The organism is Escherichia sp. GZ89 (assembly GCF_019366485.1).
Taxonomy (GTDB): domain Bacteria; phylum Pseudomonadota; class Gammaproteobacteria; order Enterobacterales; family Enterobacteriaceae; genus Escherichia; species Escherichia fergusonii.
In genome coordinates this window covers 161,797-188,050 of sequence record NZ_JAEOHX010000004.1, presented here as the reverse complement: position 1 = coordinate 188,050, position 26,254 = coordinate 161,797, and the positions used below count along the sequence as shown (strand labels likewise).

31 protein-coding genes are annotated in these 26,254 nt (G+C 49.1%); 17 read left to right on the top strand and 14 right to left on the bottom strand.

Features of this window, described 5'->3' with window-relative positions:
* The first annotated feature begins 151 nt into the window (after window positions 1-151).
* From K0335_RS09210 to K0335_RS09190, 5 genes are all read left to right on the top strand, one after another.
* Window positions 152-811, top strand: a complete 660-nt coding sequence (locus tag K0335_RS09210; protein ID WP_000012528.1) for a YjfK family protein — start codon at window positions 152-154, stop codon at window positions 809-811.
* Between the two features lie 17 nt (window positions 812-828).
* Window positions 829-1,227 carry a DUF350 domain-containing protein gene (locus tag K0335_RS09205; protein WP_000547766.1) on the top strand — a complete coding sequence of 133 codons (399 nt, stop codon included), beginning with the start codon at window positions 829-831 and terminating at the stop codon, window positions 1,225-1,227.
* A gap of 9 nt (window positions 1,228-1,236) precedes the next feature.
* The gene (locus tag K0335_RS09200; RefSeq protein WP_001085610.1) at window positions 1,237-1,884 is read left to right on the top strand and encodes a DUF1190 domain-containing protein; all 648 of its coding nucleotides are present in this window, start codon (window positions 1,237-1,239) and stop codon (window positions 1,882-1,884) included.
* Window positions 1,885-1,886: 2 nt separating this feature from the next.
* Window positions 1,887-3,050: a glutathionylspermidine synthase family protein gene (locus K0335_RS09195; RefSeq protein ID WP_104919880.1), complete on the top strand. Its 1,164-nt coding sequence runs from the start codon at window positions 1,887-1,889 to the stop codon at window positions 3,048-3,050.
* Between the two features lie 83 nt (window positions 3,051-3,133).
* Complete coding sequence (locus K0335_RS09190; RefSeq protein WP_160193813.1) at window positions 3,134-4,759, top strand: isovaleryl-CoA dehydrogenase; 1,626 nt, start codon at window positions 3,134-3,136, stop codon at window positions 4,757-4,759.
* Window positions 4,760-4,901: 142 nt separating this feature from the next.
* Here K0335_RS09190 and yjfN read toward each other — a convergent pair whose 3' ends face one another.
* Together yjfN and bsmA are read right to left on the bottom strand one after the other, a co-directional pair.
* Window positions 4,902-5,177, bottom strand: coding sequence for a DUF1471 family protease activator YjfN (gene yjfN / locus K0335_RS09185; RefSeq protein ID WP_024256572.1), 276 nt, complete (start codon window positions 5,175-5,177; stop codon window positions 4,902-4,904).
* 228 nt (window positions 5,178-5,405) lie between these two features.
* Window positions 5,406-5,777: a biofilm peroxide resistance protein BsmA gene (bsmA, locus tag K0335_RS09180; RefSeq protein WP_001007725.1), complete on the bottom strand. Its 372-nt coding sequence runs from the start codon at window positions 5,775-5,777 to the stop codon at window positions 5,406-5,408.
* A 183-nt stretch (window positions 5,778-5,960) separates the two neighbouring features.
* Here bsmA and yjfP point away from each other — a divergent pair, with 183 nt between their 5' ends.
* Window positions 5,961-6,710 carry an esterase gene (yjfP, locus tag K0335_RS09175; RefSeq protein ID WP_000569738.1) on the top strand — a complete coding sequence of 250 codons (750 nt, stop codon included), beginning with the start codon at window positions 5,961-5,963 and terminating at the stop codon, window positions 6,708-6,710.
* Here yjfP and ulaR read toward each other — a convergent pair.
* Together ulaR and ulaG are read right to left on the bottom strand one after the other, a co-directional pair.
* On the bottom strand, window positions 6,707-7,462 hold the full coding sequence (gene ulaR / locus K0335_RS09170; RefSeq protein WP_000133647.1) for an HTH-type transcriptional regulator UlaR: 756 nt from the start codon (window positions 7,460-7,462) through the stop codon (window positions 6,707-6,709). The genes yjfP and ulaR overlap by 4 nt on opposite strands.
* Before the next feature lie 107 nt (window positions 7,463-7,569).
* Window positions 7,570-8,634: an L-ascorbate 6-phosphate lactonase gene (gene ulaG, locus K0335_RS09165; RefSeq protein ID WP_002431733.1), complete on the bottom strand. Its 1,065-nt coding sequence runs from the start codon at window positions 8,632-8,634 to the stop codon at window positions 7,570-7,572.
* Window positions 8,635-8,985: 351 nt separating this feature from the next.
* Between ulaG and ulaA the strand changes: the two genes are divergently transcribed.
* Genes ulaA through ulaF form a run of 6 tightly spaced genes read left to right on the top strand, consistent with a single transcriptional unit; the run spans window position 8,986 to window position 13,392 of the window.
* The gene (gene ulaA / locus K0335_RS09160) at window positions 8,986-10,383 is read left to right on the top strand and encodes a PTS ascorbate transporter subunit IIC (RefSeq protein WP_046082068.1); all 1,398 of its coding nucleotides are present in this window, start codon (window positions 8,986-8,988) and stop codon (window positions 10,381-10,383) included.
* 15 nt (window positions 10,384-10,398) lie between these two features.
* Window positions 10,399-10,704, top strand: coding sequence for a PTS ascorbate transporter subunit IIB (gene ulaB / locus K0335_RS09155; protein WP_000218362.1), 306 nt, complete (start codon window positions 10,399-10,401; stop codon window positions 10,702-10,704).
* A 9-nt stretch (window positions 10,705-10,713) separates the two neighbouring features.
* A complete protein-coding gene (ulaC, locus tag K0335_RS09150) occupies window positions 10,714-11,178 on the top strand; it encodes a PTS ascorbate transporter subunit IIA (protein ID WP_000776505.1) in 465 nt (154 codons plus the stop codon).
* 13 nt (window positions 11,179-11,191) lie between these two features.
* Window positions 11,192-11,842: a 3-keto-L-gulonate-6-phosphate decarboxylase UlaD gene (gene ulaD, locus K0335_RS09145; RefSeq protein WP_000056740.1), complete on the top strand. Its 651-nt coding sequence runs from the start codon at window positions 11,192-11,194 to the stop codon at window positions 11,840-11,842.
* 9 nt (window positions 11,843-11,851) lie between these two features.
* The gene (gene ulaE, locus K0335_RS09140; RefSeq protein ID WP_000949498.1) at window positions 11,852-12,706 is read left to right on the top strand and encodes an L-ribulose-5-phosphate 3-epimerase UlaE; all 855 of its coding nucleotides are present in this window, start codon (window positions 11,852-11,854) and stop codon (window positions 12,704-12,706) included.
* Window positions 12,706-13,392: an L-ribulose-5-phosphate 4-epimerase UlaF gene (gene ulaF / locus K0335_RS09135; protein WP_160193814.1), complete on the top strand. Its 687-nt coding sequence runs from the start codon at window positions 12,706-12,708 to the stop codon at window positions 13,390-13,392. Before ulaE ends, ulaF begins: the two co-directional genes overlap by 1 nt.
* A 128-nt stretch (window positions 13,393-13,520) precedes the next feature.
* Here the strand turns inward: ulaF and yjfY are convergent, their stop codons facing one another.
* The gene (gene yjfY / locus K0335_RS09130) at window positions 13,521-13,796 is read right to left on the bottom strand and encodes a DUF1471 family protein YjfY (RefSeq protein WP_000492914.1); all 276 of its coding nucleotides are present in this window, start codon (window positions 13,794-13,796) and stop codon (window positions 13,521-13,523) included.
* Window positions 13,797-14,123: 327 nt separating this feature from the next.
* On the opposite strand from yjfY, the gene rpsF reads away from it, so the two are divergent.
* The 4 genes from rpsF to rplI are packed head-to-tail and all read left to right on the top strand — an operon-like array spanning window position 14,124 to window position 15,563.
* On the top strand, window positions 14,124-14,519 hold the full coding sequence (gene rpsF / locus K0335_RS09125; RefSeq protein ID WP_001216676.1) for a 30S ribosomal protein S6: 396 nt from the start codon (window positions 14,124-14,126) through the stop codon (window positions 14,517-14,519).
* Window positions 14,520-14,525: 6 nt separating this feature from the next.
* Window positions 14,526-14,840, top strand: a complete 315-nt coding sequence (gene priB / locus K0335_RS09120; RefSeq protein WP_104919883.1) for a primosomal replication protein N — start codon at window positions 14,526-14,528, stop codon at window positions 14,838-14,840.
* A 4-nt stretch (window positions 14,841-14,844) separates the two neighbouring features.
* On the top strand, window positions 14,845-15,072 hold the full coding sequence (gene rpsR, locus K0335_RS09115; RefSeq protein WP_000135199.1) for a 30S ribosomal protein S18: 228 nt from the start codon (window positions 14,845-14,847) through the stop codon (window positions 15,070-15,072).
* Window positions 15,073-15,113: 41 nt separating this feature from the next.
* Window positions 15,114-15,563 (top strand): 50S ribosomal protein L9, encoded by a 450-nt coding sequence (gene rplI, locus K0335_RS09110; RefSeq protein ID WP_001196062.1) that lies wholly within the window; start codon window positions 15,114-15,116, stop codon window positions 15,561-15,563.
* 111 nt (window positions 15,564-15,674) lie between these two features.
* Here the strand turns inward: rplI and K0335_RS09105 are convergent, their stop codons facing one another.
* Genes K0335_RS09105 through K0335_RS09070 form a run of 8 tightly spaced genes read right to left on the bottom strand, consistent with a single transcriptional unit; the run spans window position 15,675 to window position 24,598 of the window.
* A complete protein-coding gene (locus K0335_RS09105; protein WP_104919884.1) occupies window positions 15,675-16,646 on the bottom strand; it encodes a TRAP transporter substrate-binding protein in 972 nt (323 codons plus the stop codon).
* Window positions 16,647-16,698: 52 nt separating this feature from the next.
* Window positions 16,699-18,000: a TRAP transporter large permease gene (locus K0335_RS09100; RefSeq protein ID WP_032304372.1), complete on the bottom strand. Its 1,302-nt coding sequence runs from the start codon at window positions 17,998-18,000 to the stop codon at window positions 16,699-16,701.
* A 42-nt stretch (window positions 18,001-18,042) separates the two neighbouring features.
* Window positions 18,043-18,519 carry a TRAP transporter small permease gene (locus tag K0335_RS09095; RefSeq protein ID WP_001244359.1) on the bottom strand — a complete coding sequence of 159 codons (477 nt, stop codon included), beginning with the start codon at window positions 18,517-18,519 and terminating at the stop codon, window positions 18,043-18,045.
* Between the two features lie 20 nt (window positions 18,520-18,539).
* Window positions 18,540-20,621: an FAD-binding protein gene (locus K0335_RS09090; RefSeq protein ID WP_104917794.1), complete on the bottom strand. Its 2,082-nt coding sequence runs from the start codon at window positions 20,619-20,621 to the stop codon at window positions 18,540-18,542.
* Window positions 20,618-22,159, bottom strand: coding sequence for an acyl CoA:acetate/3-ketoacid CoA transferase (locus K0335_RS09085; RefSeq protein WP_219393798.1), 1,542 nt, complete (start codon window positions 22,157-22,159; stop codon window positions 20,618-20,620). Before K0335_RS09085 ends, K0335_RS09090 begins: the two co-directional genes overlap by 4 nt.
* Before the next feature lie 9 nt (window positions 22,160-22,168).
* On the bottom strand, window positions 22,169-22,945 hold the full coding sequence (locus K0335_RS09080; RefSeq protein ID WP_219393797.1) for an enoyl-CoA hydratase/isomerase family protein: 777 nt from the start codon (window positions 22,943-22,945) through the stop codon (window positions 22,169-22,171).
* A gap of 9 nt (window positions 22,946-22,954) precedes the next feature.
* Window positions 22,955-23,797 (bottom strand): sugar phosphate isomerase/epimerase, encoded by an 843-nt coding sequence (locus tag K0335_RS09075; RefSeq protein WP_104919887.1) that lies wholly within the window; start codon window positions 23,795-23,797, stop codon window positions 22,955-22,957.
* 9 nt (window positions 23,798-23,806) lie between these two features.
* Window positions 23,807-24,598: a 3-ketoacyl-ACP reductase gene (locus K0335_RS09070; protein WP_000843391.1), complete on the bottom strand. Its 792-nt coding sequence runs from the start codon at window positions 24,596-24,598 to the stop codon at window positions 23,807-23,809.
* Window positions 24,599-24,808: 210 nt separating this feature from the next.
* On the opposite strand from K0335_RS09070, the gene K0335_RS09065 reads away from it, so the two are divergent.
* On the top strand, window positions 24,809-25,447 hold the full coding sequence (locus tag K0335_RS09065) for a TetR/AcrR family transcriptional regulator (protein ID WP_104919888.1): 639 nt from the start codon (window positions 24,809-24,811) through the stop codon (window positions 25,445-25,447).
* On the opposite strand, the gene K0335_RS09060 is transcribed toward K0335_RS09065, so the two are convergent.
* Entirely contained in the window at window positions 25,448-26,077 is a 630-nt protein-coding gene (locus K0335_RS09060; RefSeq protein WP_001119493.1) for a LysM-like peptidoglycan-binding domain-containing protein, read from the bottom strand.
* Window positions 26,078-26,254: the final 177 nt, after the last annotated feature.

The following is a 26,254-nucleotide window of genomic DNA, read 5'->3' as shown; positions in this document are numbered from 1 at the left end:
TTTATACCAGGCTGGTAGTTATATATTCGTCATGCTTCAAGTTGCTTATGCTGTGTTTGCGGGTTATTCGCCCTTTCAAAGCTAACACCAGTGTTTTGTTCTGTAATTTTAATTAGTTAGAGTATATTTCATTAGGCTTTGAGGATTAAATATGTCTGGTTTTTTCCAGCGTCTGTTTGGCAAGGATGATAAGCCGGTCATCGTTCGAGGTCCGCTAGGTCTGCATTTGAATAGTGGTTTTACGCTCGATACTCTGGCGTTTCGTCTGCTGCAGGATCTGTTACTGGTGGATCTACCGGGTGAAGAATTCACAGTTGCTGCTATTAGCCGTATCGATCTTGGCGGCGGTAGTCAGATTTTCCGATATTACACTTCTGGTGATGAATTCCTGCAAATTAATACTACTGGCGGAATGGACTTTGATGATATTGAAGATATCAAACTCTTTGTTTATGAAGAGAGTTATGGCATCAGTAAAGAGAGTCATTGGCGTGAAACGATTAGTGCCAAAGTGATGGGGACGAAGACATTGCACTGGCAGGAAAAACAGTGGCAGCGCTTTTTTAACAGTGAAGAACCTGGAATTATTGAGCCTATCTACATGCTGGAAAAAGTAGAAAATCAAAACAATGCTAAATGGGAAGTACATAATTTCACAATGGGTTACCAACGGCAGGTAACAGAAGATACCTTTGAATATTTGTTATTAAATGGTGAGGAGTCATTTAGCGATCACGGGGAGCCAGAATGGATATTTTCTCGCGCCCTGGGCGTTGATATTCCTCTGACGTCTCTTAATATTATTGGCTAATTTCAGGGAAGTTTACGATGCATATACTGGAATCATTACTGGCTTTTTGTTCATACTTTTTTATTGGCATAGCTATGGTGATCTGCTTTCTCTTTATCTATTCCAAAATCACACCACATAATGAGTGGCAATTAATTAAAAATAATAATACGGCAGCAGCACTAGCTTTTGGAGGAACATTGCTGGGCTATGTTATTCCATTATCCAGTGCGGCAATTAATGCAGTAAGTGTCCCGGATTATTTTGCCTGGGGTGGAATTGCATTGGTTGTTCAACTATTGATATATGGCGGTGTCAGGTTATATATGCCGGCACTAAGTGAAAAAATCATTAATCATAATACGGCAGCGGGAATGTTTATGGGCACCGCTGCGTTAGCTGGCGGTATTTTTAATGCTGCCTGCATGACATGGTAATGGATGATCATGGCTAAAAAACGCAAATCTACAAAAGGCAATAATACACTCAAACATGCCACCGCCAGCCGTATCAATCGGCCAGCAGGTGCCACGTCTGCCAAACGAACACGTTATACAGAAAAATATCTGACACTGGCGTTAATGGGTACAGCTGCATTTTTTGTACTTAAAGGTTGTAACGACAGTGGTGACGTTGATAACAATAACGACGGCGACGGTACTTATTATTCCAGTGTGCAGGATTGTATTTATGCAGGTAACGATTCTACCGTTTGTGCTGACGGATGGAACAACGCTAAAACCCTATTTTATGCCGATGTGCCGAAGAATTTGTCGCAACATGGCTGCCTGATGCAGTATCAAAATTGCTATTTCGATAGTGGCAATCAGGCCTGGCTACCGGTTGTGTCCGGGTTTCTGCTTAGCCGGACAATTCGTAAAGATCGCGATGAACAGTACGTTTATAACAGCAGTGGATCGTCATACTCATCCCGCCCGGTCTGGCTTTCTACCTATGGGAAATACACCTGGCGCTCAGGGGCAGGAAATAAAAGTACAGCCAGCACCAGTAGTTTTTCAACGAAAAAGGCGTCGACTGTCTCCCGTGGCGGTTATGGGCGTTCGTCCAGTGCGCGTGGGCATTGGGGAGGCTGATCATGTTAAGACATGATATTTCTGTACGTCGCGATCTGGATCGAATTGCCGCCGATCATGGCTTCGACTTTCATATTATCGACGATGAAATCTATTGGGATGAGAGCAGAGCATACCGTTTCACCCTCAGGCAAATTGAAGAACAGATTGAGAAACCGACCGCAGAGCTGCATCAGATGTGTCTTGACGTTGTGGATCGTGCTGTTAAAGATGAGCAGATTATGCAGCAGCTGGCGATCCCACCACTATATTGGGATGTGATCGCTGAAAGTTGGCGTGCCAGAGATCCTTCGCTGTATGGTCGGATGGATTTTGTCTGGTGCGGTAATGCGCCTGTAAAATTGCTCGAATACAACGCTGACACACCCACCTCATTGTATGAAGCATCTTACTTTCAGTGGTTGTGGCTGGAAGATGCTCGACGTAGTGGTGTAATTCCCCGTGATGCCGATCAGTACAACGCAATTCAGGAGCGTCTGATCTCACGCTTTGCTGAGCTTTATAGTCGCGAGCCTTTTTATTTCTGCTGTTGCCAGGATACCGACGAAGACCGTACCACTGTTCTGTACTTGCAGGATTGCGCACAACAGGCAGGCCAGGAATCCCGGTTTATTTATATCGAAGATCTTGGACTTGGTGTTGGTGGGGTACTGACAGATCTGGATGATAATGTGATTAAACGTGCATTCAAGCTTTATCCGCTGGAGTGGATGATGCGTGATGATAATGGCCCACTATTGCGTTCTCGTCGTGAACAGTGGGTGGAACCGCTATGGAAAAGTATCCTCAGTAACAAAGGGCTGCTACCGCTGCTATGGCGCTTTTTCCCCCATCATCCCAACTTGTTACCTGCCTGGTTTGAAGGTGAAAAATCACAAGTCAATGCAGGTGAAAACTATGTGCGAAAACCTATATTTTCTCGTGAGGGTGGTAATGTCACTATCTTTGACGGTAATAATGCCGTTATAGAGCATGCTGAGGGTGATTACGCCGATGAGCCAATGATTTATCAGGCATTTCAGCCTCTGCCGCGTTTTGGTGATAGCTACACACTGATCGGCAGCTGGATTGTTGATGATGAAGCATGTGGCATGGGTATCCGCGAAGATAACACCTTGATCACAAAAGATACTTCACGTTTTGTTCCTCATTACATTTCTGGCTAGGAATGTGTTAGCGATTCCTCTCTGTCATGAATGAATGGCAGTGACCATACTTAAGGTTACTGCCATTGATGGAGGGAGACATAGTGCACTGGCAAACTCACACTATATTCAATCAACCTGCACCGTTGAATAACAGTAATTTGTATTTGTCTGATAGCGCGCTTTGCGAAGCCGTAAACCGTGAAGGTGCAGCCTGGGATAACGAGTTGCTTGCCAGTATTGGCCAGCAACTGGGGACCGCAGAATCTCTGGAGCTTGGGCGGCTGGCGAATATCTATCCGCCAGAGCTGCTGCGCTACGATGCTCAGGGGAGACGGTTAGATGATGTCCGTTTTCACCCTGCCTGGCATTTACTGATGCAGGGATTATGTGCAAATCGGGTACATAATCTTGCATGGGAAGAAGATGCCAGAGTCGGATCATTTGTGGTGCGGGCTGCCCGCTTCATTATTCACGCCCAGGTTGAAGCCGGGACGCTTTGCCCTATTACTATGACCTTTGCCGCCACACCTTTGTTGTTAGAGTTATTACCCGCGCCGTTTCAGGACTGGAAAACACCATTATTAAGTGATCGCTATGATTCTCATCTTTTGCCCGGAGGGCAGAAGCGAGGGCTGCTTATCGGCATGGGAATGACTGAAAAGCAGGGTGGGTCAGATGTATTGAGCAACACAACTCAGGCCGAACGTCTGGAGGATGGCTCGTATCGATTAGTGGGACATAAGTGGTTCTTTTCTGTGCCACAAAGTGATGCACATCTGGTGTTGGCACAGACGAAAGGTGGACTTTCTTGTTTCTTCTTGCCGCGTTTTTTACCTGATGGTCAACGCAATACCATTCGTCTTGAGCGGCTGAAAGATAAGTTGGGCAATCGTTCTAACGCCAGCTGCGAAGTGGAATTTCAAGATGCGATTGGCTGGCTGGTGGGCAATGAGGGGGAAGGTGTTCGCTATATTCTTAAAATGGGCGGTATGACACGCTTCGATTGTGCATTAGGTAGCCATGCCATGATGCGTCGAGCTTTTTCACTGGCTATTTATCATGCTCATCAGCGACAAGTTTTCGGTAAACCTTTGATTGAACAACCACTCATGCGCAATGTCCTCTGCAGGATGGCATTGCAACTTGAAGGGCAAACTTCTCTGCTCTTCCGTTTGGCGCGGGCGTGGGATCGACGTACCGATGAAAAAGAAGCGCTTTGGGCGCGTTTATTTACTCCAGCGGCAAAATTTGCAGTGTGCAAAGCAGGAATGCCTTTTGTGGCAGAAGCAATGGAAGTGTTGGGGGGAATTGGTTATTGCGAAGACAGTGAGTTGCCCCGACTTTATCGGGAAATGCCAGTAAACAGCATCTGGGAAGGGTCTGGTAACATCATGTGCCTGGATGTACTGCGCGTTTTAAGTAAGCAACCAGGCGTCTATGATCTACTGACGGATGCTTTTGCTCAGGTTAAAGGCCAGGACCGGCATTTTGATCGGGCAGTCAGACGTTTCCAGCAGCTGCTGCGCAAACCATCTGAAGAGCAAGGGCGGGAGATCACCCTACAACTTTTCATTTTAGGCTGTGGAGCACAAATGTTACGCCATGCTTCGCCGCCCATTGCTGAAAACTGGTGTCAGTTGATGTTAGGTCATCGTCGGGGTGTTCGGATAAGCGAACAAGTTCAGAATGATTTGTTGCTACGGGCGACGGGAGGCGTTTGCCTGTAGTTTATTGTTCAGCATCGCATCTGGCATTAAGTGCCTGATGCGATGCTGGTACGCATACGCAACTATTTGAAAACGTTACCTTTGTTGGCCGGATAAGGTGCTTTCACCACATCCGGCATTCTTGACCTGGCAATTGTGATGTTCAGGCGTAAAGTATCGCCTGGACACGCCAGTTATCAGGCTGTTGCTCCTCGTACATCTGAATAATTCGGTACCAGGATGCACCTTGCTCATCGGCTTTCAACGCTACGACACGTTCCACATCTTGTGGGTCGCCTGAAATATTTCTGACAGAGATAAGCCCAATTTCATTAAGACCTGTAACGCAATCAGCACTGGCGAATTCGGCAGACTGTGCCGTGGTATCCATCAGGCCGGTTGCTAACCGTGGAGAGGATAAGGCAAGTGATTGTTTCATCGTCAGCTCCATTTTCGTTTCCCCTGAACAGGAGGGGTTATCCATTGTGGAATAAATTTCCGGCTTCCAGCAGGGAATCTATATTGCCCAGATAAACGAATAGAGACGCAAACTAATGTAAAGCTGATAATAATTTCATCTACAACTATACCCGTCATACTTCAAGTCGCATATGCTGCGCTTACGCTCGCTCATCCCAGTCACTTACTTATGTTAGCTCCTGCGGACTCACTCACTTATCGCTTTCCTGTCACTTGAATTATTTAGAGTATTTTGTCGATATAAAATAGCTTGTGAATACCACTGTCCTGTTACGATGGTTTCATCCACCATTATTACGACATAATAATCAGCTTTTGCTGCTGCAGCTTTCGCTCTGATTTCTGCCAGCGCATCATCCGGAGAACCATGTACCATGGCACTCACTGTACCCATCCGTTGTAAGCCTTGGGTCTGATCGCGGCGGATTTCCTGAGGATGGTCTGCGACAGGTGGTGCAGGTTGTGGCGTTCCCTGTAGCGCACTACATCCACTTAACAATAAAACCAGTATCAGAGCGGCAAACCGAAGCATAACTCTCTCTCGTTTCCTGATAGCCATAGTGTAGTACCTAATTAATTTCCCTTAAGAGGGAATGTTCGTGAAGTGTTAGCTGACACGCGATTTTCGAATGAAAATGTTGTGAAAACGTAATCTGCTTCTCAACATTATGCTCCACTCTGCCAGCAATTATTGTTGCGTTAGGTATTTCCTCATGGCATACCAAATTAAAAGGGGGAACACATGATAGAAATAGAAACGCAAAGACTGGCAGATATTCCTGTACTTCACGCTTATCCGGCAAAACAAAATGAAAAGCCGTTACCATGCATTGTTTTTTATCACGGCTTTACTTCCTCCAGCCTGGTTTATAGCTATTTTGCTGTTGCTCTGGCGCAGGCGGGTTTTCGCGTCATTATGCCTGATGCACCTGATCATGGCTTACGCTTTTCTGGCGACGCCGGACGACGGATGTATCATTTCTGGCAAATTCTGCACAAAAACATGGAAGAGTTTTCTGCGATACGCGAGGGGATTATTGCAAAAAACTGGCTGCTTGATGGGCGTCTTGCGGTGAGTGGCGCATCGATGGGCGCAATGACTGCTCTGGGGATTAAGGCCCGCCATACATCGATTCATTGTGCTGCCAGCCTGATGGGGTCAGGATATTTCACCCAACTCGCTCAAACTCTGTTTCCCCCACTCGTACCAGAAACACCTGCTCAGCAGAAAGAGTTCGAGGCGATTCTTGCTCCGTTGGGGCAGTGGGAAGTGACAAAAAAGCTATCACACCTTGCAGACAGCCCCCTGTTGCTATGGCATGGACGGGATGATGATGTCGTTCCGGCCATTGAATCTTATCGCCTGGAGCAGGCGTTAACACAAGCAGGGCTGGCGGATAATCTGACCTGTCAGTGGCAGGAAGGCGTAAGACACCGCATTACACCAGAAGCGCTGGCGGCAACGGTGAACTTTTTCCGCCAGTATCTTTAAACCCGTAAAACGCGGACCCCTTGCGCTTCCAGCTGTTGCAGGATTTCCGGGTTCGCGTTTTTACCTGTGATCAAGGTATCAATTTGGTCGGCACGACTAAACAACATGCCAGCTCGTTCACCCACTTTGCTACTGTCGACCAGTACTACCAGTTTGCCGACTACACTAAGCATCTTTTGCTCTGCCATGGCGGTTAGCATGTCTGTTTTATATAAGCCATCTGCTGTCAGTCCTTTACCGCTGGTAAACATCCAGTGTCCGGCGTACAAACTGTTCTCGCTACCCTGAGGACTTAAGGTAATGGACTGGCTTTTATTATACTGCCCTCCCATGATGATCACGCTTTCATGCTCTTGATCGATAAGATAATTCGCCAGCGGTAAATAATTGGTGATGATTTGAACCGGTTTGCCGCACATTTCACGGCCAAGCAGGAACGCCGTAGAACCGCAGTTAATTACGACACTTTCACCAGGATTCACTAGTTGTGAAGCCGCTTTAGCAATACGCACTTTTTCATCATGATTTTGCGCCTGATGCAAATTCATCGGTGTCCAGCGCGGCCTTTGCTGAGCAATACCCTCAGCACCGTTACGTACTTTTTTTAGCTTGCCACTTTCGTCAAGTTTATTGATATCCCGACGTGCAGTTGCAGGGGAGATTCCCAGGCGTTCGACAACATTCTCTACGGTGACAAAACCCAGCTGGGCCAGCATCTCCAGTAGAATTTGATGCCTTTGTGCTTCTGTCATGAGCTATTCCGATACAATATGATTTATTTAGATGATATTTGAAATAGCCTGAAAATACTACGCCGGATGGCGCGAAGAACGCGACTCCATCCGGCATAGCACGCTGATTACAAGAAAGATTTGAACGGCAGATCAGGTTCAATGGTAAAGCAGTCATCAAAACCGCGTGGATAATGATATTCAAAGTTATCTTTATCCAGAGGCCAGGTAAACTTACCGCCAACCTGCCAGATAAACGGTTTAAAGCCATACTTCAGACGATCTTTTTTCATCTCCCACAACACACGGATCTCTTGTGGATCAGCCTGGAAGTTAGACCAAATGTCGTGGTGGAACGGGATCACAACTTTCGTATTTAGCGCTTCTGCCATGCGCAGGATATCGGCGCTGGTCATTTTGTCAGTAATACCGCGCGGGTTTTCACCGTAGGAGCCCAGAGCTACATCGATCTGATGCTCATTACCATGCTTCGCATAATAGTTGGAGTAGTGGGAATCGCCACTGTGATACAGGGTGCCGCCAGGGGTTTTGAAAAGATAGTTAACCGCACGCTCGTCCATACCATCTGGCAGTACACCAGCTGCTTTTTGCTCGGCAGGAAGGGTGATCAGTGCTGTACGGTCGAAGGCATCAAGCGCATGAATTTCAATGTCTTTCACTTTCACCACGTCGCCTGGTTTAACTACGATGCAACGCTCTTTCGGCACACCCCAGCCAATCCATAAATCCACGCAGGTTTTCGGTCCGATAAATGGTACGTCATCAGCGCAGTTTTGCATCACGGCGGCGGCCACGTTGACGTCGATGTGATCGTTATGATCGTGAGTAGCCAGTACGGCGTCGATCTGGCGAATCGCAAACGGATCAAGAACAAACGGGGTAGTACGCAGGTTCGGCTGCAGTTTTTTCACACCAGCCATGCGCTGCATCTGATGCCCTGCTTTCATCAGTGGATTGCCGTGACTTTGTTTACCCGTTCCGCACCAGAAATCGACGCACACATTGGTGCCACCTTCAGATTTCAGCCAGATCCCGGTGCAACCGAGCCACCACATCGCAAAGGTGCCCGGCGCAACTTGCTCTTGCTCAATCTCTTCATTCAGCCAGCTTCCCCATTCAGGAAAGGTGCTCAGGATCCATGATTCACGTGTGATGCTTTTCACTTTACTCATCGCCATTTACCTTCTCGAGTGTGCAAATTAAATCAATATGTGATTTGTTTTGATTGATACTGGCACTAATTTTTCAAGGTGGCAATGGTGAAATTTTACGGAATGTGATGTAAGTGGAACGATTTGCATTCGTTAATAGAACGTTTTATGACGTGATTTATTTTTTATATATATGAATAAAAAGAAAATTATAACTTCGCCATCTATCCCGCAAATTTAGTGTGTATTTAATTTGCGTACTACGTCACGTTTAATCAAATTTAATCTTGTTGTGATTTAATTTGAAAACTAGAGTGTGGGCACCATCCTGGGCATGGCCTTGCTCAGCAACTCTGATCACTGGAGAGCATCATGGAGATCCTCTACAACATCTTTACCGTGTTTTTTAACCAGGTCATGACCAATGCCCCGTTACTGCTGGGTATTGTGACCTGTCTGGGTTATATCCTGCTGCGCAAAAGTGTCAGCGTGATTATCAAAGGTACGATTAAAACCATTATTGGTTTCATGTTGTTGCAGGCCGGGTCCGGCATCCTGACCAGCACCTTCAAACCGGTGGTGGCGAAAATGTCGGAGGTTTATGGCATCAATGGTGCGATTTCCGATACTTACGCATCCATGATGGCTACCATCGAGCGTATGGGCGATGCCTATAGCTGGGTGGGCTACGCGGTGCTGTTGGCACTGGCGCTGAACATCTGTTACGTGCTGCTACGTCGCATTACCGGTATTCGCACCATCATGCTGACGGGTCACATCATGTTCCAGCAGGCGGGGTTGATTGCCGTTACGCTGTTTATCTTCGGTTACTCCATGTGGACGACCATTATCTGCACCGCGATTCTGGTTTCGCTCTACTGGGGTATTACCTCTAACATGATGTACAAGCCGACTCAGGAAGTGACGGACGGCTGTGGTTTCTCCATCGGTCACCAACAACAGTTTGCATCATGGGTTGCTTATAAAGTCGCGCCGTTCCTCGGCAAAAAAGAGGAAAGCGTTGAAGACCTCAAACTGCCAGGCTGGCTGAACATTTTCCACGACAACATCGTCTCCACGGCGATTGTCATGACCATCTTCTTTGGTGCCATTTTGCTCTCCTTCGGTATCGACACCGTGCAGGCGATGGCAGGTAAAGTGAACTGGACGGTGTACATCCTGCAAACCGGTTTCTCCTTTGCGGTGGCGATCTTCATCATCACTCAGGGCGTGCGCATGTTTGTGGCGGAACTCTCTGAAGCGTTTAACGGTATCTCCCAGCGCCTGATCCCCGGTGCGGTTCTGGCGATTGACTGTGCGGCCATCTATAGCTTCGCGCCGAACGCTGTGGTCTGGGGCTTTATGTGGGGCACCATCGGTCAACTGATTGCAGTTGGCATCCTGGTTGCCTGCGGCTCTTCCATTCTGATTATCCCTGGCTTTATCCCGATGTTCTTCTCTAACGCCACTATTGGCGTGTTTGCTAACCACTTCGGTGGCTGGCGCGCGGCGCTGAAGATTTGTCTGGTGATGGGGATGATCGAAATCTTTGGTTGCGTCTGGGCGGTGAAACTCACCGGTATGAGTGCCTGGATGGGCATGGCGGACTGGTCGATTCTGGCACCGCCGATGATGCAGGGCTTCTTCTCCATCGGTATCGCCTTTATGACTGTCATCATTGTCATTGCACTGGCTTATATGTTCTTCGCTGGCCGCGCGCTGCGCGCAGAAGAAGATGCAGAAAAACAACTGGCAGAACAGTCTGCTTAATAAGGAGTTTTGATTATGACCGTACGTATTCTGGCTGTGTGTGGTAACGGACAAGGCAGTTCCATGATCATGAAGATGAAAGTGGACCAGTTTTTAACCCAGTCGAACATTGACCACACGGTAAACAGCTGCGCGGTTGGCGAATACAAAAGCGAGTTGAGCGGCGCGGATATCATCATCGCTTCTACGCACATCGCGGGCGAGATCACCGTGACGGGCAACAAATATGTCGTTGGCGTGCGCAACATGCTCTCTCCTGCCGACTTTGGCCCGAAACTGCTGGAAGTGATCAAAGAACATTTCCCACAGGACGTGAAGTAAGGGCGCGCTATGAAATTACGTGATTCGCTGGCGGAGAATAAATCTATCCGTCTGCAGGCTGAAGCTGAGACATGGCAGGACGCAGTGAAAATCGGCGTTGACCTGCTGGTGGCGGCGGATGTTGTCGAGCCGCGTTACTACCAGGCGATTCTGGATGCGGTTGAACAACACGGCCCGTACTTTGTGCTCGCACCGGGCCTGGCAATGCCGCATGGTCGCCCGGAAGAGGGCGTTAAGAAAACCGGTTTTGCGCTGGTGACGCTGAAAAAGCCGCTGGAGTTCAACCACGAAGATAACGACCCGGTGGATATCCTCATCACGATGGCGGCGGTCGATGCCAACACGCATCAGGAAGTGGGCATCATGCAGATCGTCAACCTGTTTGAAGATGAAGAGAATTTCGACCGTTTACGCGCCTGCCGTACCGAGCAGGAAGTCCTGGATCTCATTGACCGCACCAACGCGGCTGCTTAAGAAGGAATTGAAAATGTCATTACCGATGTTGCAAGTCGCGCTGGACAACCAGACTATGGCTAGCGCCTACGAAACTACTCGCCTGATTGCCGAAGAAGTCGACATTATCGAAGTGGGCACCATTCTGTGCGTGGGCGAAGGCGTGCGTGCGGTTCGCGATCTGAAAGCGCTTTATCCGCACAAAATCGTGCTGGCAGACGCCAAAATCGCCGATGCGGGCAAAATCCTTTCTCGTATGTGCTTCGAAGCCAACGCTGACTGGGTGACCGTGATTTGTTGTGCAGATATCAACACCGCCAAAGGCGCGCTGGACGTGGCAAAAGAGTTTAATGGCGACGTGCAGATCGAACTGACCGGTTACTGGACCTGGGAACAGGCGCAGCAGTGGCGCGACGCAGGTATCCAGCAGGTGGTTTATCACCGCAGCCGTGACGCGCAGGCCGCAGGCGTGGCGTGGGGCGAAGCGGATATCACCGCGATCAAACGTCTTTCCGATATGGGCTTCAAAGTCACCGTCACCGGTGGCCTGGCGCTGGAAGACCTGCCGCTGTTCAAAGGCATTCCGATTCATGTGTTTATCGCTGGGCGTAGTATCCGTGATGCCGCCTCTCCGGTTGAAGCCGCGCGTCAGTTCAAACGTTCCATCGCCGAACTGTGGGGCTAAGGAGCGGATATGTTGTCCAAACAAATCCCGCTTGGCATCTACGAAAAAGCACTCCCCGCCGGGGAGTGCTGGCTGGAACGGCTGCAACTGGCAAAAACGTTAGGCTTCGATTTTGTCGAGATGTCGGTAGATGAAACGGACGATCGCCTCTCGCGTCTTGACTGGAGCCGCGAGCAGCGTCTGGCGCTGGTGAACGCGATTGTTGAAACCGGCGTGCGCGTACCATCCATGTGCCTTTCTGCTCATCGCCGTTTCCCGCTGGGCAGCGAAGATGACGCAGTGCGGGCGCAGGGGCTGGAGATTATGCGCAAAGCTATCCAGTTCGCCCAGGATGTCGGTATTCGCGTGATCCAACTGGCGGGCTACGACGTTTACTATCAGGAAGCCAATAACGAAACGCGTCGTCGTTTCCGTGACGGCCTGAAAGAGAGCGTTGAGATGGCGAGCCGCGCGCAGGTGACGCTGGCAATGGAGATCATGGATTACCCGTTGATGAACTCCATCAGCAAGGCGCTGGGTTACGCGCACTATCTTAACAACCCGTGGTTCCAGCTCTACCCGGATATCGGCAACTTGTCGGCGTGGGACAACGACGTGCAGATGGAATTGCAGGCCGGAATCGGGCATATCGTCGCGGTGCATGTGAAAGACACCAAACCAGGCGTCTTCAAAAACGTGCCGTTTGGCGAAGGCGTAGTGGATTTCGAACGTTGCTTTGAAACGCTCAAACAGAGTGGCTATTGCGGGCCGTACCTGATTGAGATGTGGAGCGAAACGGCGGAAGACCCGGCGGCAGAAGTGGCGAAAGCGCGTGATTGGGTGAAAGCGCGCATGGCTAAAGCAGGCATGGTGGAGGCGGCATAATGCAAAAGCTAAAACAGCAGGTGTTTGAAGCCAATATGGATCTGCCGCGTTACGGGCTGGTGACCTTTACCTGGGGCAACGTCAGCGCCATTGACCGCGAACGCAGGCTGGTGGTGATCAAGCCCAGCGGCATTGCCTACGAAAGCATGAAAGCGAACGATATGGTGGTGGTTGATATGAGTGGCAAGGTGGTGGAAGGGGAGTATCGTCCGTCTTCCGACACCGCGACGCATCTTGAACTCTACCGCCGTTATCCGTCGCTTGGCGGCATTGTCCATACCCACTCCACGCATGCCACCGCATGGGCGCAGGCGGGGCTGGCTATCCCGGCATTAGGCACCACGCACGCTGACTACTTCTTTGGCGATATCCCCTGTACGCGCGGGTTAAGCGAAGAAGAAGTGCAGGGGGAATACGAGCTAAACACTGGCAAAGTGATTATCGAAACGCTGGGTGATGCCGAGCCGCTGCATACGCCGGGAATTGTGGTGTATCAGCACGGGCCATTCGCCTGGGGGAAAGATGCTCACGATGCGGTGCATAACGCGGTGGTGATGGAAGAAGTGGCGAAAATGGCGTGGATTGCCCGCGGCATTAACCCACAACTGAATCACATCGACAGCTATCTCATGAATAAACACTTCATGCGTAAGCACGGTCCTAACGCCTATTACGGGCAGAAGTAAAACACGCGCTGCGGAAATTTCCTTCTTCGGGAGATAACTGGTCTAAGTCCGCAGCCGTTTTTCAAAAAAAGCCCCCTGAGAAGGGGGCAAAGCAAACTATGGCAATGTTTCGTTGGTTATACCTGGTGCTAGCGATAAATATCCGCGCTGGCGTGCATGTTTCCGTTACTCCCCGGTTCCCGCATCAGAATCACGTGGTAGTACGTTGCGCCCTGCGCATCGGTCTCTTCATTTAATGCCTGACGTGCTTCGCTTTCAGTGGCGAAATTATGATTGATATAAATCACGCCTAAGCTTTGCACATCGTCCATATTTCTGGCCTGGTGGTTATTAATTTCAATGGCTGCCCATGTATTTGCACTTAGCAAAAGCACAGCCAGAAGGGCTAAAACACGGCTGAACATAGATACCTCCTCGACGGCTGACTTTGAGTGCTCTCCTCTTGTGGTGATCTTCTGATTTAATTTTAATCAATGATAAAGAAGTTGATGGTGACCATTTCTGATGCAGTTGTTCAAAAAAACACCATGATGAAGTGTGATGAACTTCAAATCAGCGTGTTAGTACGATTTGGTGAAAGATGAGATTTATTTGTCGGCTGGCCTTGAGTTTAGCGGGGTATGTCAGTACTATAACGCGTCATTTTTCAGCCGACCTTTAACACGTTCCTTGCCTCCCCGGGATTCGGCTGACCCAGACAGGAGGCTGAATAATCCGTAAGGAGCAATTTGATGCGTCATTACGAAATCGTTTTTATGGTCCATCCTGACCAGAGCGAACAGGTTCCGGGCATGATCGAGCGCTACACTGCTGCCATCACTGGTGCAGAAGGCAAGATCCACCGTCTGGAAGACTGGGGCCGCCGTCAGCTGGCTTACCCGATCAACAAACTGCACAAAGCACACTACGTTCTGATGAACGTTGAAGCTCCGCAGGAAGTGATCGATGAGCTGGAAACTACCTTCCGCTTCAACGATGCCGTTATCCGCAGCATGGTTATGCGTACCAAGCACGCTGTTACCGAAGCATCTCCGATGGTTAAAGCGAAAGACGAGCGCCGTGAGCGTCGCGATGATTTCGCAAACGAAACCGCTGATGATGCTGAAGCTGGGGATTCTGAAGAGTAATTTCTGATGACCAACCGTCTGGTGTTGTCCGGCACCGTGTGCAGGACTCCCCTTCGAAAGGTCAGTCCATCAGGAATTCCTCACTGCCAGTTCGTGCTTGAGCATCGTTCTGTGCAGGAGGAAGCCGGCTTTCACCGGCAGGCGTGGTGTGAAATGCCCGTTATTGTTAGCGGACACGAAAACCAGGCCATTACTCACAGTATAACGGTCGGCAGTCGCATAACCGTTCAGGGGTTCATTTCATGCCACAAGGCAAAGAACGGACTGAGCAAAATGGTTTTGCATGCCGAGCAGATTGAATTGATAGATTCTGGAGACTAGCCATATGGCACGTTATTTCCGTCGTCGCAAGTTCTGCCGTTTCACCGCGGAAGGCGTTCAAGAGATCGACTATAAAGATATCGCTACGCTGAAAAACTACATCACCGAAAGCGGTAAGATTGTCCCAAGCCGTATCACCGGTACCCGTGCAAAATACCAGCGTCAGCTGGCTCGCGCTATCAAACGCGCTCGCTACCTGTCCCTGCTGCCGTACACTGATCGCCATCAGTAATCGGTCACGGTCCATTAATACGACTTTGAGAGGATAAGGTAATGCAAGTTATTCTGCTTGATAAAGTAGCAAACCTGGGTAGCCTGGGTGATCAGGTAAACGTTAAAGCGGGCTATGCTCGTAACTTCCTGGTACCGCAGGGTAAAGCTGTTCCAGCTACCAAGAAAAACATTGAATTCTTCGAAGCACGTCGCGCTGAACTGGAAGCTAAACTGGCTGAAGTTCTGGCAGCTGCTAATGCTCGCGCTGAGAAAATCAATGCACTGGAAACTGTTACCATCGCGTCTAAAGCTGGCGACGAAGGTAAACTGTTCGGTTCCATCGGTACTCGCGACATCGCTGACGCTGTAACTGCAGCTGGCGTTGAAGTGGCTAAGAGCGAAGTTCGTCTGCCGAACGGCGTTCTGCGTACCACTGGCGAACACGAAGTGAGCTTCCAGGTTCACAGCGAAGTATTCGCGAAAGTGATCGTAAACGTAGTAGCTGAATAATTCGTTATTCAACGAGACGTAAAAACGCCGACTATTGGTCGGCGTTTTGCTTTTATAGCGAGCACTTGCTGATATCGATAAGGGCCACAATAAGCAGCCCCATGAAGGTAATTACTTAGCCGCCTGAATATCAGCCAGCATTGGGGCAAGGGCAGGGTTATCTTTAGCGAAGTTTGCGTACATCGGTTGTACTTTCTCGATAAACGGTGCTTTATCAACCGGGTAGACTTTTACGCCCATTTTATCCAGTTTTGCAAATTCTTGTTTCTCTTGCTCGCTCCATAACTCCTTCATGTAACTCATCGATTCTTTCGCTGCTTTTAATATAACTGCCTGATTTTCAGGGCTGAGTTTATCAAATGCAGCATTGCTCATCAGAACCACATCGGGCACCATGGTGTGCTCATCAAGGCTAAAGGATTTTGCCACTTCACCGTGACGCATAGTGGTCAGTGCCATCACGCTGTTTTCTGCCATATCGACCACGCCCTGCTGTAAGGCCGTATACAGCTCGCCGTAATCCAGTGGCGTCGGGTTACCGCCCATGACTTTGATCATTTCAACTGCGCCAGGACTTGGCTGGACACGGACTTTCATGCCTTTCAGATCGTCTGGTTTCAGTACCGGTTTATTACCGTAGAAACTGCGGGCGCCTCCATCATAGAAAGTCAGCCCGAAATAACCTTTGCTTTTCGTTGAGTCGAGGATTTTCCTTCCGATATCGCCCTGCATGACCTGATAGTAATGATCACGATCGCGGAACAAATAAGGCAGGCTAAATAATTTATAGGAATTTTCAAATGCTTCCATTTCTGCCGCATTGGTTTTTACCAGTGGAATAGCGCCAGAACGAATCAGCTCCATTGTTTCTCGTTGAGTACCCAATGTTCCATTTGGATAAATACGAATAGTAATATCACCGTTAGAGTACTCTTTACTTTTTTTTGCAAAGAACTCCATCGCTTTATGAACAGGATGCGACTTATCCTGATTATGGCTAAGTTTTAATGTTACTGCCCAGGACTGGCCTGCAGATAACATAAGAACAGCACCGATAATGCCAGCGGATACTTTTATTTTCATAGATGTTCCTTTTCTAATAAATATGGCGGCAGGTGCCGCCAGTGAATGCATATCAGTAGCCCAGTGCTCTTGGCAATGCCATACTGATTTGCGGAATATAGGTAACCATTGCCAGCACCAATACCATCACGGCATAGAATGGCAGCATAGGTTTGATAATTTTATTAATCGGTAATTTAGATACACTACAACCGACAAATAACACACTGCCTACAGGCGGAGTACAAATACCGATACACATGTTCAGTACCATGACAATACCAAAGTGAATCGGGTCCATACCCAGTTCGGTGACAACGGGTAAAAATATCGGCGTAAAAATCAGTACTGCCGGTGTCATATCCATAAATGTGCCGATAATCAACAGGATAATATTGATAATAAGCAGGATGATTATTGGATTGTCAGAAATAGTGTTAAGCAAATCGAGAATCAGGAAGGGAACGTCAGCGTTTGACATTGCCCATGACATTCCCATTGAAGAACCAATTAACAACAAAACAATTGCTGTGGTAATGACGGATTCCAGAAATATCTTAGGTAAATCTTTAACTGATATTTCACGATAAAGAACCAGTGCAAGGAAAAGGGTATAAATTACCGCAATTGCAGATGCTTCTGTCGGGGTAAAAATACCGCTTAGTACACCACCCATAATTAATACAATCAGGAAAATACTGGGGATCGCCATCCATATTGCCACTCCAGCCTGGCGCAAAGTCGGACGTTCTGGTTTTGGATAACCCCGGCGTACCGCGATAATACCAGCCACAGTCATCAGCGCCAGGCCCAATAAAATTCCCGGGACATATCCTGCCAGGAACAGTGCGGCAATAGAAGTACCACCACTGACCAGTGAAAAGACAATTAACGTATTACTTGGGGGAATAAGCAAACCCGTCGGAGCAGAGGCAACGTTAACTGCTGTGCTGAACGCGGGATCGTAGCCCTCTTTCACTTGTTGTGGATGCATTACACCGCCCATCGCTGCGGCAGATGCCACTGCTGAACCGGAAATAGCGCCAAACAGCATATTGGCAAGAATATTACAGTGAGCAAGTGAGCCTGGCAGTCGACCGCCAAGAATTCTGGCAAAGTTGATTAATCGTCGCGCTATTCCTCCGTGATTCATAATGTTGCCAGATAAAATAAAAAATGGGATTGCCAACAATGTAAAGCTATCTAACCCGGAGGCTAACTTTTGGGAAACCACACTCAATGCTGAGTTGAAATCGAGTTGTGTGGAAATTGATGCCAGTGTCGATAAACCAATGGCATAAACAATAGGTACACCTAATGCCAACATAAAAAAGAAGGCACCAAATAACACAATAATCGGTAACCAGTAATCCATAATTTCTCCATTCCTACTATGGTTGGTTGTTGTTTGTTATCTTTAGAGTGGTTGTTTAAGTTCGGTTAAAACCATATCTATGGTGTATATAATAATAAGTAAACCACTAATCGGGATGCTCATATAGATATATCCCATCTGCCAGCCTAAAGCGGGCGAGGTTTGACCTGAATCGAATGTGTCCATCGTTAATAGCCCACCACCATATACCATAATGATGGTAGCGAAGATAATAACGATAACCTGAATACACAAAAATAAATGACGCCGGGCTTTTCCTTTCAGCATCATAGGAAGCAGATCAATCGCCAGATGCCGGTTCTGCCCCGCGGTATAGGCACCACCAAAAAGGCCAAGGCAAATAAAAAGCAAACGACTGAGTTCATCCGTAAATATGCTGGGGCTTTTAAATATAAATCGTGCTACCACCTGCCATGTCACACATGTCACAATGATCGCCAAAATGGTAATATTCAATGTTGCAAGCAGAGCATTAATAGATCTAATTATATTTCGCATAGTGATTAACCTTTGCAATATCATTCATCCTGTGGCTGGTAAATTGTCCCATTAAGAAAACCAGGCCAGTTTTTTTCAAACCAAATGCCGCGGATAATGGGAAACTCACGAACAGGTGCTTTTCTGACGTGAAAGATACCATTGCAATAATGAATAAGTAGTTTATCTTTTTTATCCTCAGTACGCTCTGAACGAAAGCGCCAGGCATCACAAAAACCATTTCGTGTTTGCGGAATAGAATTTCCATCACTGTCGAGAATAATACGTGCTCCCCGGCTACCACCACCTGCGTCAATATAATGCGTCAATTGCGTTAATACGGCGGTAGACGTCAGTGCCATATGCCGCCACATAAACAGCTCGGCAACTTCGCCCACATGTTTGATTGCCAATCCATGCTGTTGGACAAATTCACTCAATAGCAGGGCATCACGAGTGGCACGTCGAACTTTATCGGCATGGCAAATAAATCCCGCATAGTCAGACATTCGTGCCTGAATTTTTTCTCTCACAATCGACAACGGCATCCCGGTCCCGTTATCGTGCGCCTGAGTAATGATCTCTCTTATAGAAGCCAGTGCCGGAGCTACCAGCTGTGCTATATCTCCATCAATATTACGTTTTTGCGTGCAACCAATAAAACGTGCCAGACGAACAGCAAAAACCTGCCCGGCATTCAATGCCGCACCACCAGGGCGAGTGACGCCGTGTGTGCCAGCAACTTCCCCCACGGCGAAACAGCCGGGCAGGGAGGTTTGCCCCCAGATATCCACTTCAATGCCGCCATTCATATGCTGATTATTCATGGCAAACTGCAATGGCTGCGTGGTGAGATCGTAACCGTGCATCTTATACAGCGAGATAGACAGCGGATTCATTCGTTGCAGTCGTTCGATGGGCGATGGTGCCAGAGCGTCGTTATTTTCCAGATACGCGCGAACGTCGTCGTCCAGTCGATCTAATGAGAACGGCATGTCACCCGGCACAGGTTCAGGATTGCGATTGAAATCCATAAATACCTGACGCCCTGATTGCTGCTCTTGCGCTACTGCCATATCTAACAAGCTGGAGCCAAAATCCATCACTCGTGTGGCGTGAAACGGCCACTGATAGCCTTTACGGAAGATGTTTGAAGCCAGCTCCTGGGTGGTGCGATAGTAATCTGCGAGGAAGTTATACTCGTTGCCCCCGGCATCCACGGAATAGATATATGGGATCACCTGTACATAGGTGCCGGACAAATTCCACGGAAACGTGCTGCGCGGCGTGCCTATACCAAACTGGCTTTCGGTCAGATTGGTTAGCGTCAGACCTTCTTCCAGCGCCAGCCCCAGCGAGCCGAAGCATTTATGTGGGTACACACTGTCTCGATAAAGCTCGCCAGGCCCTCCTGTTGCCAGCACCACATTGGGCGCAGTCACAATTGCCAGCCCCCATGGGTTATGGGCGCGATGACCGGTCGCGAGGATTGCCCCCGCCACGCAGTCTTCGCCGTTTTCGTCACGCTGATGCAGCAGTTTAATCACTGTTGCACTGGTCAACACTGGAATGGCGAGGCGCTGTACTTCTTCCAGCAGCACTTTCACCATTAACCTTGAGGTACGTGGCCCACACGAGGTTGCTCGCCCGGCTTCGTCATGATCGGTTTGATAACGAAGAATCGCGCCATAGCGATCTTCCGGTAATTCCAGACCAAGATATTGCAACCCGCCAAGAGTGTGCAGAGAACCTACCGCTTCGACATAAGCGGTGTCGTGATCCATCGCCCCACCGCTCGCCAGTGCCTCTGCCAGTTTGGTGAAGTTGTCGCCATTGCCCGCGGTAGCGGCGGTAAACAGTGTCTGTTTATCGGAACCAGAACATGCCGACGTCCCCATATATAACCCGGCAGTGGCGATCAACACATTTTGCTGGCGGCGTTTAAGTTCCACAGCTGCACGCAGCCCGGCTGCACCACTGCCGACTACCAGGGCATCTGTTTGCCAGAGTGGGTAATCAACACCGTCTACCGTGACAACCCATGCGGGTTCTGCCTGTGCAAAACCCTTCGGGAAAGTGACGTGCGTCAGCGCATCAAGGATGGTGTCATCAAGCTGACTCATGCATCCTCCATCGGCGTAAACAGGCTACTTTCCATCAGGCGTGGCTGATTGATAATTGGACGGAAAGCCATATATGGCAGAATGTCGCGCTCAATCTCCACACCTGGTGCGATTTCAATTAATTCAACGCCTTCTGCCGTTAACTGGAATACTGCACGTTCAGTGATATACAACACTTCCTGACCGCTTTGCTGTGCGTAGGCGTCGCTAAAAGTGATTTTTTCCACCTGGGTAACCAGTTTAGGGATTTGACCTGACTGGGCGATATGCAAGCCATCTGGTGTTACATCAATCTTGCTACCTTTGGCGTCGAACGTGCCACAGAACACCACTTTACGGGCGTTTTGCGCAATTTCGAGAAATCCGCCGGGGCCAATGAGATTGCCATTGAGATGGGAGACGTTGACGTTACCGTACTCATCCATCTCACCCATACCGAGGAAAGTAATGTCGATGCCGCCGCCGCTGTAGAACTCGAACTGATCGAGTGACGGAATAATGGCATCGGCGTTGCGGGCGCAGCCGAACAGAGCATCATCCAGCATCATGCCGTTATGTACGCCCTGTTCTACGCTCAGCCATAAACTTTGATAAGGCACGCCTTCGCGCAGCGCTACTCCTGGAATACCGCCCGGAATACCAAAGCCAAAGTTGGCTGAAGCGCCAGCCACCAGTTCGCGTGCTGCCCGACGGGCAATCAGGCGGCGCACCGGATGACTAACCAGTTCAATTGCGTCGTTAGAACTTAGACGGCGATGCTGACCGCTAATGGTCAGATCGTAACCGCCAAGATAGGTTTGTGGTTGTTCGCGGTGTTCAACGATGCCATCAACCAGAATGCCCGGTAATTTGACCCGGCGTGGTTCAATGGCACCAGCTTCCAGCACATCGCGCACCTGTACGAACACTTTGCCGCCGCTGTTGTGTGCTGCCAGCGCCATGGAATAGCTATCCATATCAATCGCCTCTTCTTCAAGGCTGACGTTGCCTCGAGGATCGGCATAAGTGCCACGCAAAATCGCGTAATCCACTTTGAAAGGGCGATAACGAAGTTTGGTTTCACCGTCGATTTCAATCAGTTCTACCAGATCCTCAGTGGTGCTGGCGTTCGACTTACCGCCGCCGTTGCGCGGATCAACAAACGATCCCAGCCCAACGTGGGTAAAAAGCCCTGGACGTCCGGCACCGATCTCCCGCAGCAGTGCCTGAATTACGCCACCAGGGAAGCAGTAGGCTTCAATAGCATTGTTTTTTACCAGATCCTGCATCTTGGGCGACCAGGTAAAATGTCCGGCAATGATGCGTTTGAGCATATCTGCATGAGCGAAGCGGTTAGTGCCTTTGCAGTCGCGATCGCCAATGCCCAGCGAGTGGATTAATGTCAGATCGCGCGGGTGTCCGGTTTGCAGGAAACGCGCTTCAATAGCAGCCAGAATATGGTCCGCTTCAACCATGCCGCCGCCATTACCGCTAATGGCAATGGTTGCGCCGTCCTGAATTTGCGCCGCCAGTGTCTCGGCGGTTGTTATCTTACGCATACAATTTCCTTATTGATTATGGAAGCTCACGCTGGCTTTTTCGGCAAATGCGCGCGTCGCCTGCTGGCAATCCTGAGTGGCGGACATTAATCCAGCCAGTAACTGGTGCGGGTAATCGGTGTGTTTATTTTCCAGCGCCAGAATCAGTTGCTTAATATGTGCCAGCGCTACCGGACCACATTTTTCCAGTTGCGCTAACTGATTCATCATCCAGCTTTCTACCTGGTCTTTTTCCACCACTTCATCAATTAAATTTGCCGCCTGAGCTTCCTGCGCCGTCAGGCGTTTACCCAGCATCAGCATCTGGCGACCGACCACCGGACCGACCTGATTAAGCACGCGTTCAATGCCCATCCAGCCAGGTACCATGCCGAGCATCACTTCCGGGTTAGAGAATTTCGCGCCGGGGCGGGCAATACGAATATCGCAGCACAAGGCAAGTTCAATACCACCGCCGATGGTATGACCGTTGAGATTCGCAACCGTTAATTGAGGTAAATTGCGCAGGCGATTAAAAACGTCATTGCCGCGTTTAATCCATTTTCTGCCCATATCTAATGGCGAATAGGCTGACCACGATTTAATATCGCCGCCCGCACAAAAGAATTTATCGCCGGTTGCCGTTAATTCGACTAATCGTAATGTGGTGTCGTTTTCAATTTCATTTAAATAATGGTCGAGAGATTCGATCATTTCTTCATTAATAGCATGACATTTATCTTCACGGTTCAATGTCAGGCGGCAAGAAGCCGCCGCTCTGCTGAACAGAACGGGTTGGTCATTCATGATCATTCCTTAGCAATAATGCGCGATGCGATCGACGCTAATATCCAGTGTGCTGTTAATATCTTTTTGCCACCAGTATGGTGAGAATATTTCCAGTTCAATAGCGCCATTAAATCCGGCGTTTTCAACCAGCCGACGAATTGACGGAATATTGATGACACCATCTCCCGGCATTCCACGGTCATTGACCAGATCGGTGGTCGGCACTAACCAGTCGGAAACATGAAACGCGAGGATGCGCTTTCCGGCACGCAGGATCTGACTGGCGAGATCCGGGTCCCACCAGACGTGATAAACATCCACCGCCACGCCGAGGCCAAACTCCCCATCGGGATCGAGTTCATCACACCAGTCCAGCGCCTGACGTAACGTGCACAGGCAAGAGCGATCGGCGGCGGTCATCGGGTGCAGCGGCTCCAGCGCAATTGGCACGCCGACATCTTTCGAATGTGGCAGCAACTGGCGAATCCCTTGTTTCACCTGTTCCCGCGCTTCGTACAGATCTTTTGTTCCCATTGGCAGACCGCCAACCACCTGCATATAACAGGCGGCGTTCAGTACAGCGGCGTCGTCCAGCGCCCGGCGGTTATCATCAATCGCCAGTTTGCGTTCCGCCAGCGTCGGCGCGGTGTAGTAAGTGCTACGGCACAAACCGGAAACGCTCATGTTACTGGCAGCAAGCTGGCGGGCGATTTGCTGGAGATCTTCACCCTGCAACTCTCTGCGCCAGGGGGCAATCGCGCCAATACCGCGTGCGGCGCAGGCATCAATAATGGCAGGTAGCGGCGTTTTATAGCCCAGTGTCGCGGTATTGATACTGAATAAATCCGGGCGTTGTAACAGATCTCTCATGATTCAGCCTCAGAAGCGCGGCATACTTAAGCCGCCGTCGATGGCGACCGCCTGACCGCAGGTGTAAATCAGTTTACCTTCCGCCATCGCGCGGACAGTGGAAGCAATATCAGCCGGATAACCCCAACGTCCCCACGGCACCAGACCTTTGGCAATCAGTTCGTCGTAATAAGCTGTTGCCGGAATAGTCATATCAGTTTTGATTAGGCCAGGGCGCACTTCATAAACGCCAATTTGTTCATTGCAAAGGCGAGCGGCAAACAGACGAGCAGCGGCGGAGACGGCAGTTTTGGCAATGGTATATTCGCCGCGATTCATCGCCAGCATGATGGCATTAATGGAACTGACAAAAATAATCGAGCGGTGTGGTAGCTCCTCTTCCGGCTTTGGTTGTGCCAGTAAGCGCTTACTGAATGCCTGAGCGAGAAAGAACGGTGCGCGGGTGTTAATGGCAATGTTTTGGTCGAAGCTGTCTGGTTCGAGGTCGAGGAGGTCACCGCGTTTTTTCACTGAAATTCCCGCGTTATTGAGCAGACAGTCCAGACGCCCCCACTGGTTTTGCGCCGCGTCGAGCATCTCTTCATGCAGGGAGAGATCACCAACATCAGCAGGGAAGCAAATCACTTCCACGCCTTCTGCCAGACATTCCTGTTGTGTGGCATGTAATTTTTCTATGCTGTCGGCATCTGGACGATCATTAATCAGCAGATTAAATCCGCCACGCGCAAGCTCCAGGGCACAGCCCTTTCCAATACCACGTGCGGCTCCAGTGATGACAGCAACAGGACGTGTTGACTTCATACGATAACCCTCTTTTTGAATATTATTTCCTTAAGTGACGATTAGCTTGCAATGTGTGGCAAGAAAGATCAACCATCTAGTTGGTTGATCTGCGAGAGTGATCACAGGTAATTTGATAACTCAATGAAATTACGACTTTTATCCTTTTTGCTGTCGCTGAGATCAAATCCGGTTATGATAGCCATCACGAAGAGGAAGTGGGGAAGTGGAATGTATCTTGATACCAGTCACGCACAAAACCTGAAGGAAAAATTGCTGCTATGCGCGGTTAATGAATTTGCCGAATATGGTTATGAAGGGGCCAGAGTAGATAATATTGTAAAGGCAGCAGGGTGCAGTAAACAGACGGTTTATCACCACTTTGGTAATAAAGAAAATTTGTTTATTGAAGTACTGGAATATACCTGGAACGATATTCGCGAAAAAGAGAGAGAGCTTGACATTTCAGGGCTTTCGCCGGTTATTGCGATCGAGAAAATAATTGATTTTACTTGGGATTATTACATCAATAACCCGTGGTTTTTAAAAATAGTCCATAGTGAAAACCAAAGTAAGGGCGTGCATTATAAAAAATCAAAACGCCTTGCTGAAATTAACCATGCACATTTGCAGTCAATGGCTTCATTATTAGAAGAGGGGCAGCGGCAGAAAACCTTTAAGAAAAATATTGATCCCTTACAAATCAATATTAATATCGCCGCACTGGGTGCATATTATTTAATAAACCAGTACACACTGGGGATGGTATATCACATTAGCATGGTTTCACCTGAGGCTTTGGAAGCCAGACGCAGGGTGATCAAAGAGACCATCCTGAGCTGGCTTTTGGTGAACCCGGCACGTGGGTAATCAGCGCGCGCGGATGAAATTACCATCAGGTTGGCGGGTGAACAGGACTTGCTGATTATTTCCTGTATCAATGGTTAAGCCGGTAACCACCCCATTCGCATTTTGACGGATTTTAACAATCTGACCATTTTGCAGGTTACTGAGCGGTTTATCCGCGCCCTCGACCTGGGCCATAGCGTACACGTCTGTAGGCGGCAAATTGTGGTCGCGGAACAGCTGGGCAAGGGTTTTACCTGGCTCTACGCGATATGTCCGCCACTGTTGATCAATACCACTTTCCGGTTGGAAAGATTGTGTCTCTGCAACAGGTGGCTCTTCAGGTTGACCTTCCTGAATAGGTTCCGGCGCGACCGGGGCGACCTGATCCGGATCGTTTTGCGGCGTCACTAAATGTGCCTGTAGCTGTGCTTCACCTGGGGAAGGGGATTGCATATCTAACTGCGCTTCGCGGGTGACAACAGGCATCTGGCGTGTTTCATCTCCAGGCAGAAGAATACCGATAACCAGCACTATTGCCGCAATAATGATCCCGCGGCGATGCATCGGCGGCAACGGGTCCATGAGGCGAAAGTTATCTGGTGCGTGCCAGATTTTCACCAGAGTTGGTTTTAGTTCAAAGCGCCCAGGCATGGTTTTCCTCCTGCTCCGCGTCGTGTTCCTCAATCATAGCGTAGTAATAAGCTAACGCTATGATGTCCGTGGTATTACCGCTGTTTTTGTATTCATGCGGATTATCCCTATTGTTTCTGTTTCCCTGGGATTTGTCACTCATCCCGCGACAAAGTTTTACCGGAAGAAGTGTGGCTG

Excerpts from the sequence above, each read along its gene's own strand:
- K0335_RS09095 (WP_001244359.1), bottom strand. The coding sequence starts at position 18,519 with ATGCGAAATATAATTAGATCTATTAATGCTCTGCTTGCAACATTGAAT.
- bsmA (WP_001007725.1), bottom strand. The coding sequence starts at position 5,777 with ATGGCTATCAGGAAACGAGAGAGAGTTATGCTTCGGTTTGCCGCTCTG.
- yjfN (WP_024256572.1), bottom strand. The coding sequence starts at position 5,177 with ATGAAACAATCACTTGCCTTATCCTCTCCACGGTTAGCAACCGGCCTG.
- rpsF (WP_001216676.1), top strand. The coding sequence starts at position 14,124 with ATGCGTCATTACGAAATCGTTTTTATGGTCCATCCTGACCAGAGCGAA.
- K0335_RS09200 (WP_001085610.1), top strand. The coding sequence starts at position 1,237 with ATGGCTAAAAAACGCAAATCTACAAAAGGCAATAATACACTCAAACAT.
- ulaB (WP_000218362.1), top strand. The coding sequence starts at position 10,399 with ATGACCGTACGTATTCTGGCTGTGTGTGGTAACGGACAAGGCAGTTCC.
- K0335_RS09205 (WP_000547766.1), top strand. The coding sequence starts at position 829 with ATGCATATACTGGAATCATTACTGGCTTTTTGTTCATACTTTTTTATT.
- K0335_RS09195 (WP_104919880.1), top strand. The coding sequence starts at position 1,887 with ATGTTAAGACATGATATTTCTGTACGTCGCGATCTGGATCGAATTGCC.
- K0335_RS09085 (WP_219393798.1), bottom strand. The coding sequence starts at position 22,159 with ATGCGTAAGATAACAACCGCCGAGACACTGGCGGCGCAAATTCAGGAC.
- K0335_RS09105 (WP_104919884.1), bottom strand. The coding sequence starts at position 16,646 with ATGAAAATAAAAGTATCCGCTGGCATTATCGGTGCTGTTCTTATGTTA.
- K0335_RS09210 (WP_000012528.1), top strand. The coding sequence starts at position 152 with ATGTCTGGTTTTTTCCAGCGTCTGTTTGGCAAGGATGATAAGCCGGTC.
- K0335_RS09065 (WP_104919888.1), top strand. The coding sequence starts at position 24,809 with ATGTATCTTGATACCAGTCACGCACAAAACCTGAAGGAAAAATTGCTG.
- rpsR (WP_000135199.1), top strand. The coding sequence starts at position 14,845 with ATGGCACGTTATTTCCGTCGTCGCAAGTTCTGCCGTTTCACCGCGGAA.
- yjfP (WP_000569738.1), top strand. The coding sequence starts at position 5,961 with ATGATAGAAATAGAAACGCAAAGACTGGCAGATATTCCTGTACTTCAC.
- rplI (WP_001196062.1), top strand. The coding sequence starts at position 15,114 with ATGCAAGTTATTCTGCTTGATAAAGTAGCAAACCTGGGTAGCCTGGGT.
- K0335_RS09080 (WP_219393797.1), bottom strand. The coding sequence starts at position 22,945 with ATGAATGACCAACCCGTTCTGTTCAGCAGAGCGGCGGCTTCTTGCCGC.
- yjfY (WP_000492914.1), bottom strand. The coding sequence starts at position 13,796 with ATGTTCAGCCGTGTTTTAGCCCTTCTGGCTGTGCTTTTGCTAAGTGCA.
- ulaR (WP_000133647.1), bottom strand. The coding sequence starts at position 7,462 with ATGACAGAAGCACAAAGGCATCAAATTCTACTGGAGATGCTGGCCCAG.
- K0335_RS09070 (WP_000843391.1), bottom strand. The coding sequence starts at position 24,598 with ATGAAGTCAACACGTCCTGTTGCTGTCATCACTGGAGCCGCACGTGGT.
- ulaA (WP_046082068.1), top strand. The coding sequence starts at position 8,986 with ATGGAGATCCTCTACAACATCTTTACCGTGTTTTTTAACCAGGTCATG.
- ulaF (WP_160193814.1), top strand. The coding sequence starts at position 12,706 with ATGCAAAAGCTAAAACAGCAGGTGTTTGAAGCCAATATGGATCTGCCG.
- priB (WP_104919883.1), top strand. The coding sequence starts at position 14,526 with ATGACCAACCGTCTGGTGTTGTCCGGCACCGTGTGCAGGACTCCCCTT.
- ulaE (WP_000949498.1), top strand. The coding sequence starts at position 11,852 with ATGTTGTCCAAACAAATCCCGCTTGGCATCTACGAAAAAGCACTCCCC.
- K0335_RS09090 (WP_104917794.1), bottom strand. The coding sequence starts at position 20,621 with ATGAGTCAGCTTGATGACACCATCCTTGATGCGCTGACGCACGTCACT.
- K0335_RS09075 (WP_104919887.1), bottom strand. The coding sequence starts at position 23,797 with ATGAGAGATCTGTTACAACGCCCGGATTTATTCAGTATCAATACCGCG.
- ulaC (WP_000776505.1), top strand. The coding sequence starts at position 10,714 with ATGAAATTACGTGATTCGCTGGCGGAGAATAAATCTATCCGTCTGCAG.
- K0335_RS09100 (WP_032304372.1), bottom strand. The coding sequence starts at position 18,000 with ATGGATTACTGGTTACCGATTATTGTGTTATTTGGTGCCTTCTTTTTT.
- ulaD (WP_000056740.1), top strand. The coding sequence starts at position 11,192 with ATGTCATTACCGATGTTGCAAGTCGCGCTGGACAACCAGACTATGGCT.
- K0335_RS09060 (WP_001119493.1), bottom strand. The coding sequence starts at position 26,077 with ATGCCTGGGCGCTTTGAACTAAAACCAACTCTGGTGAAAATCTGGCAC.
- ulaG (WP_002431733.1), bottom strand. The coding sequence starts at position 8,634 with ATGAGTAAAGTGAAAAGCATCACACGTGAATCATGGATCCTGAGCACC.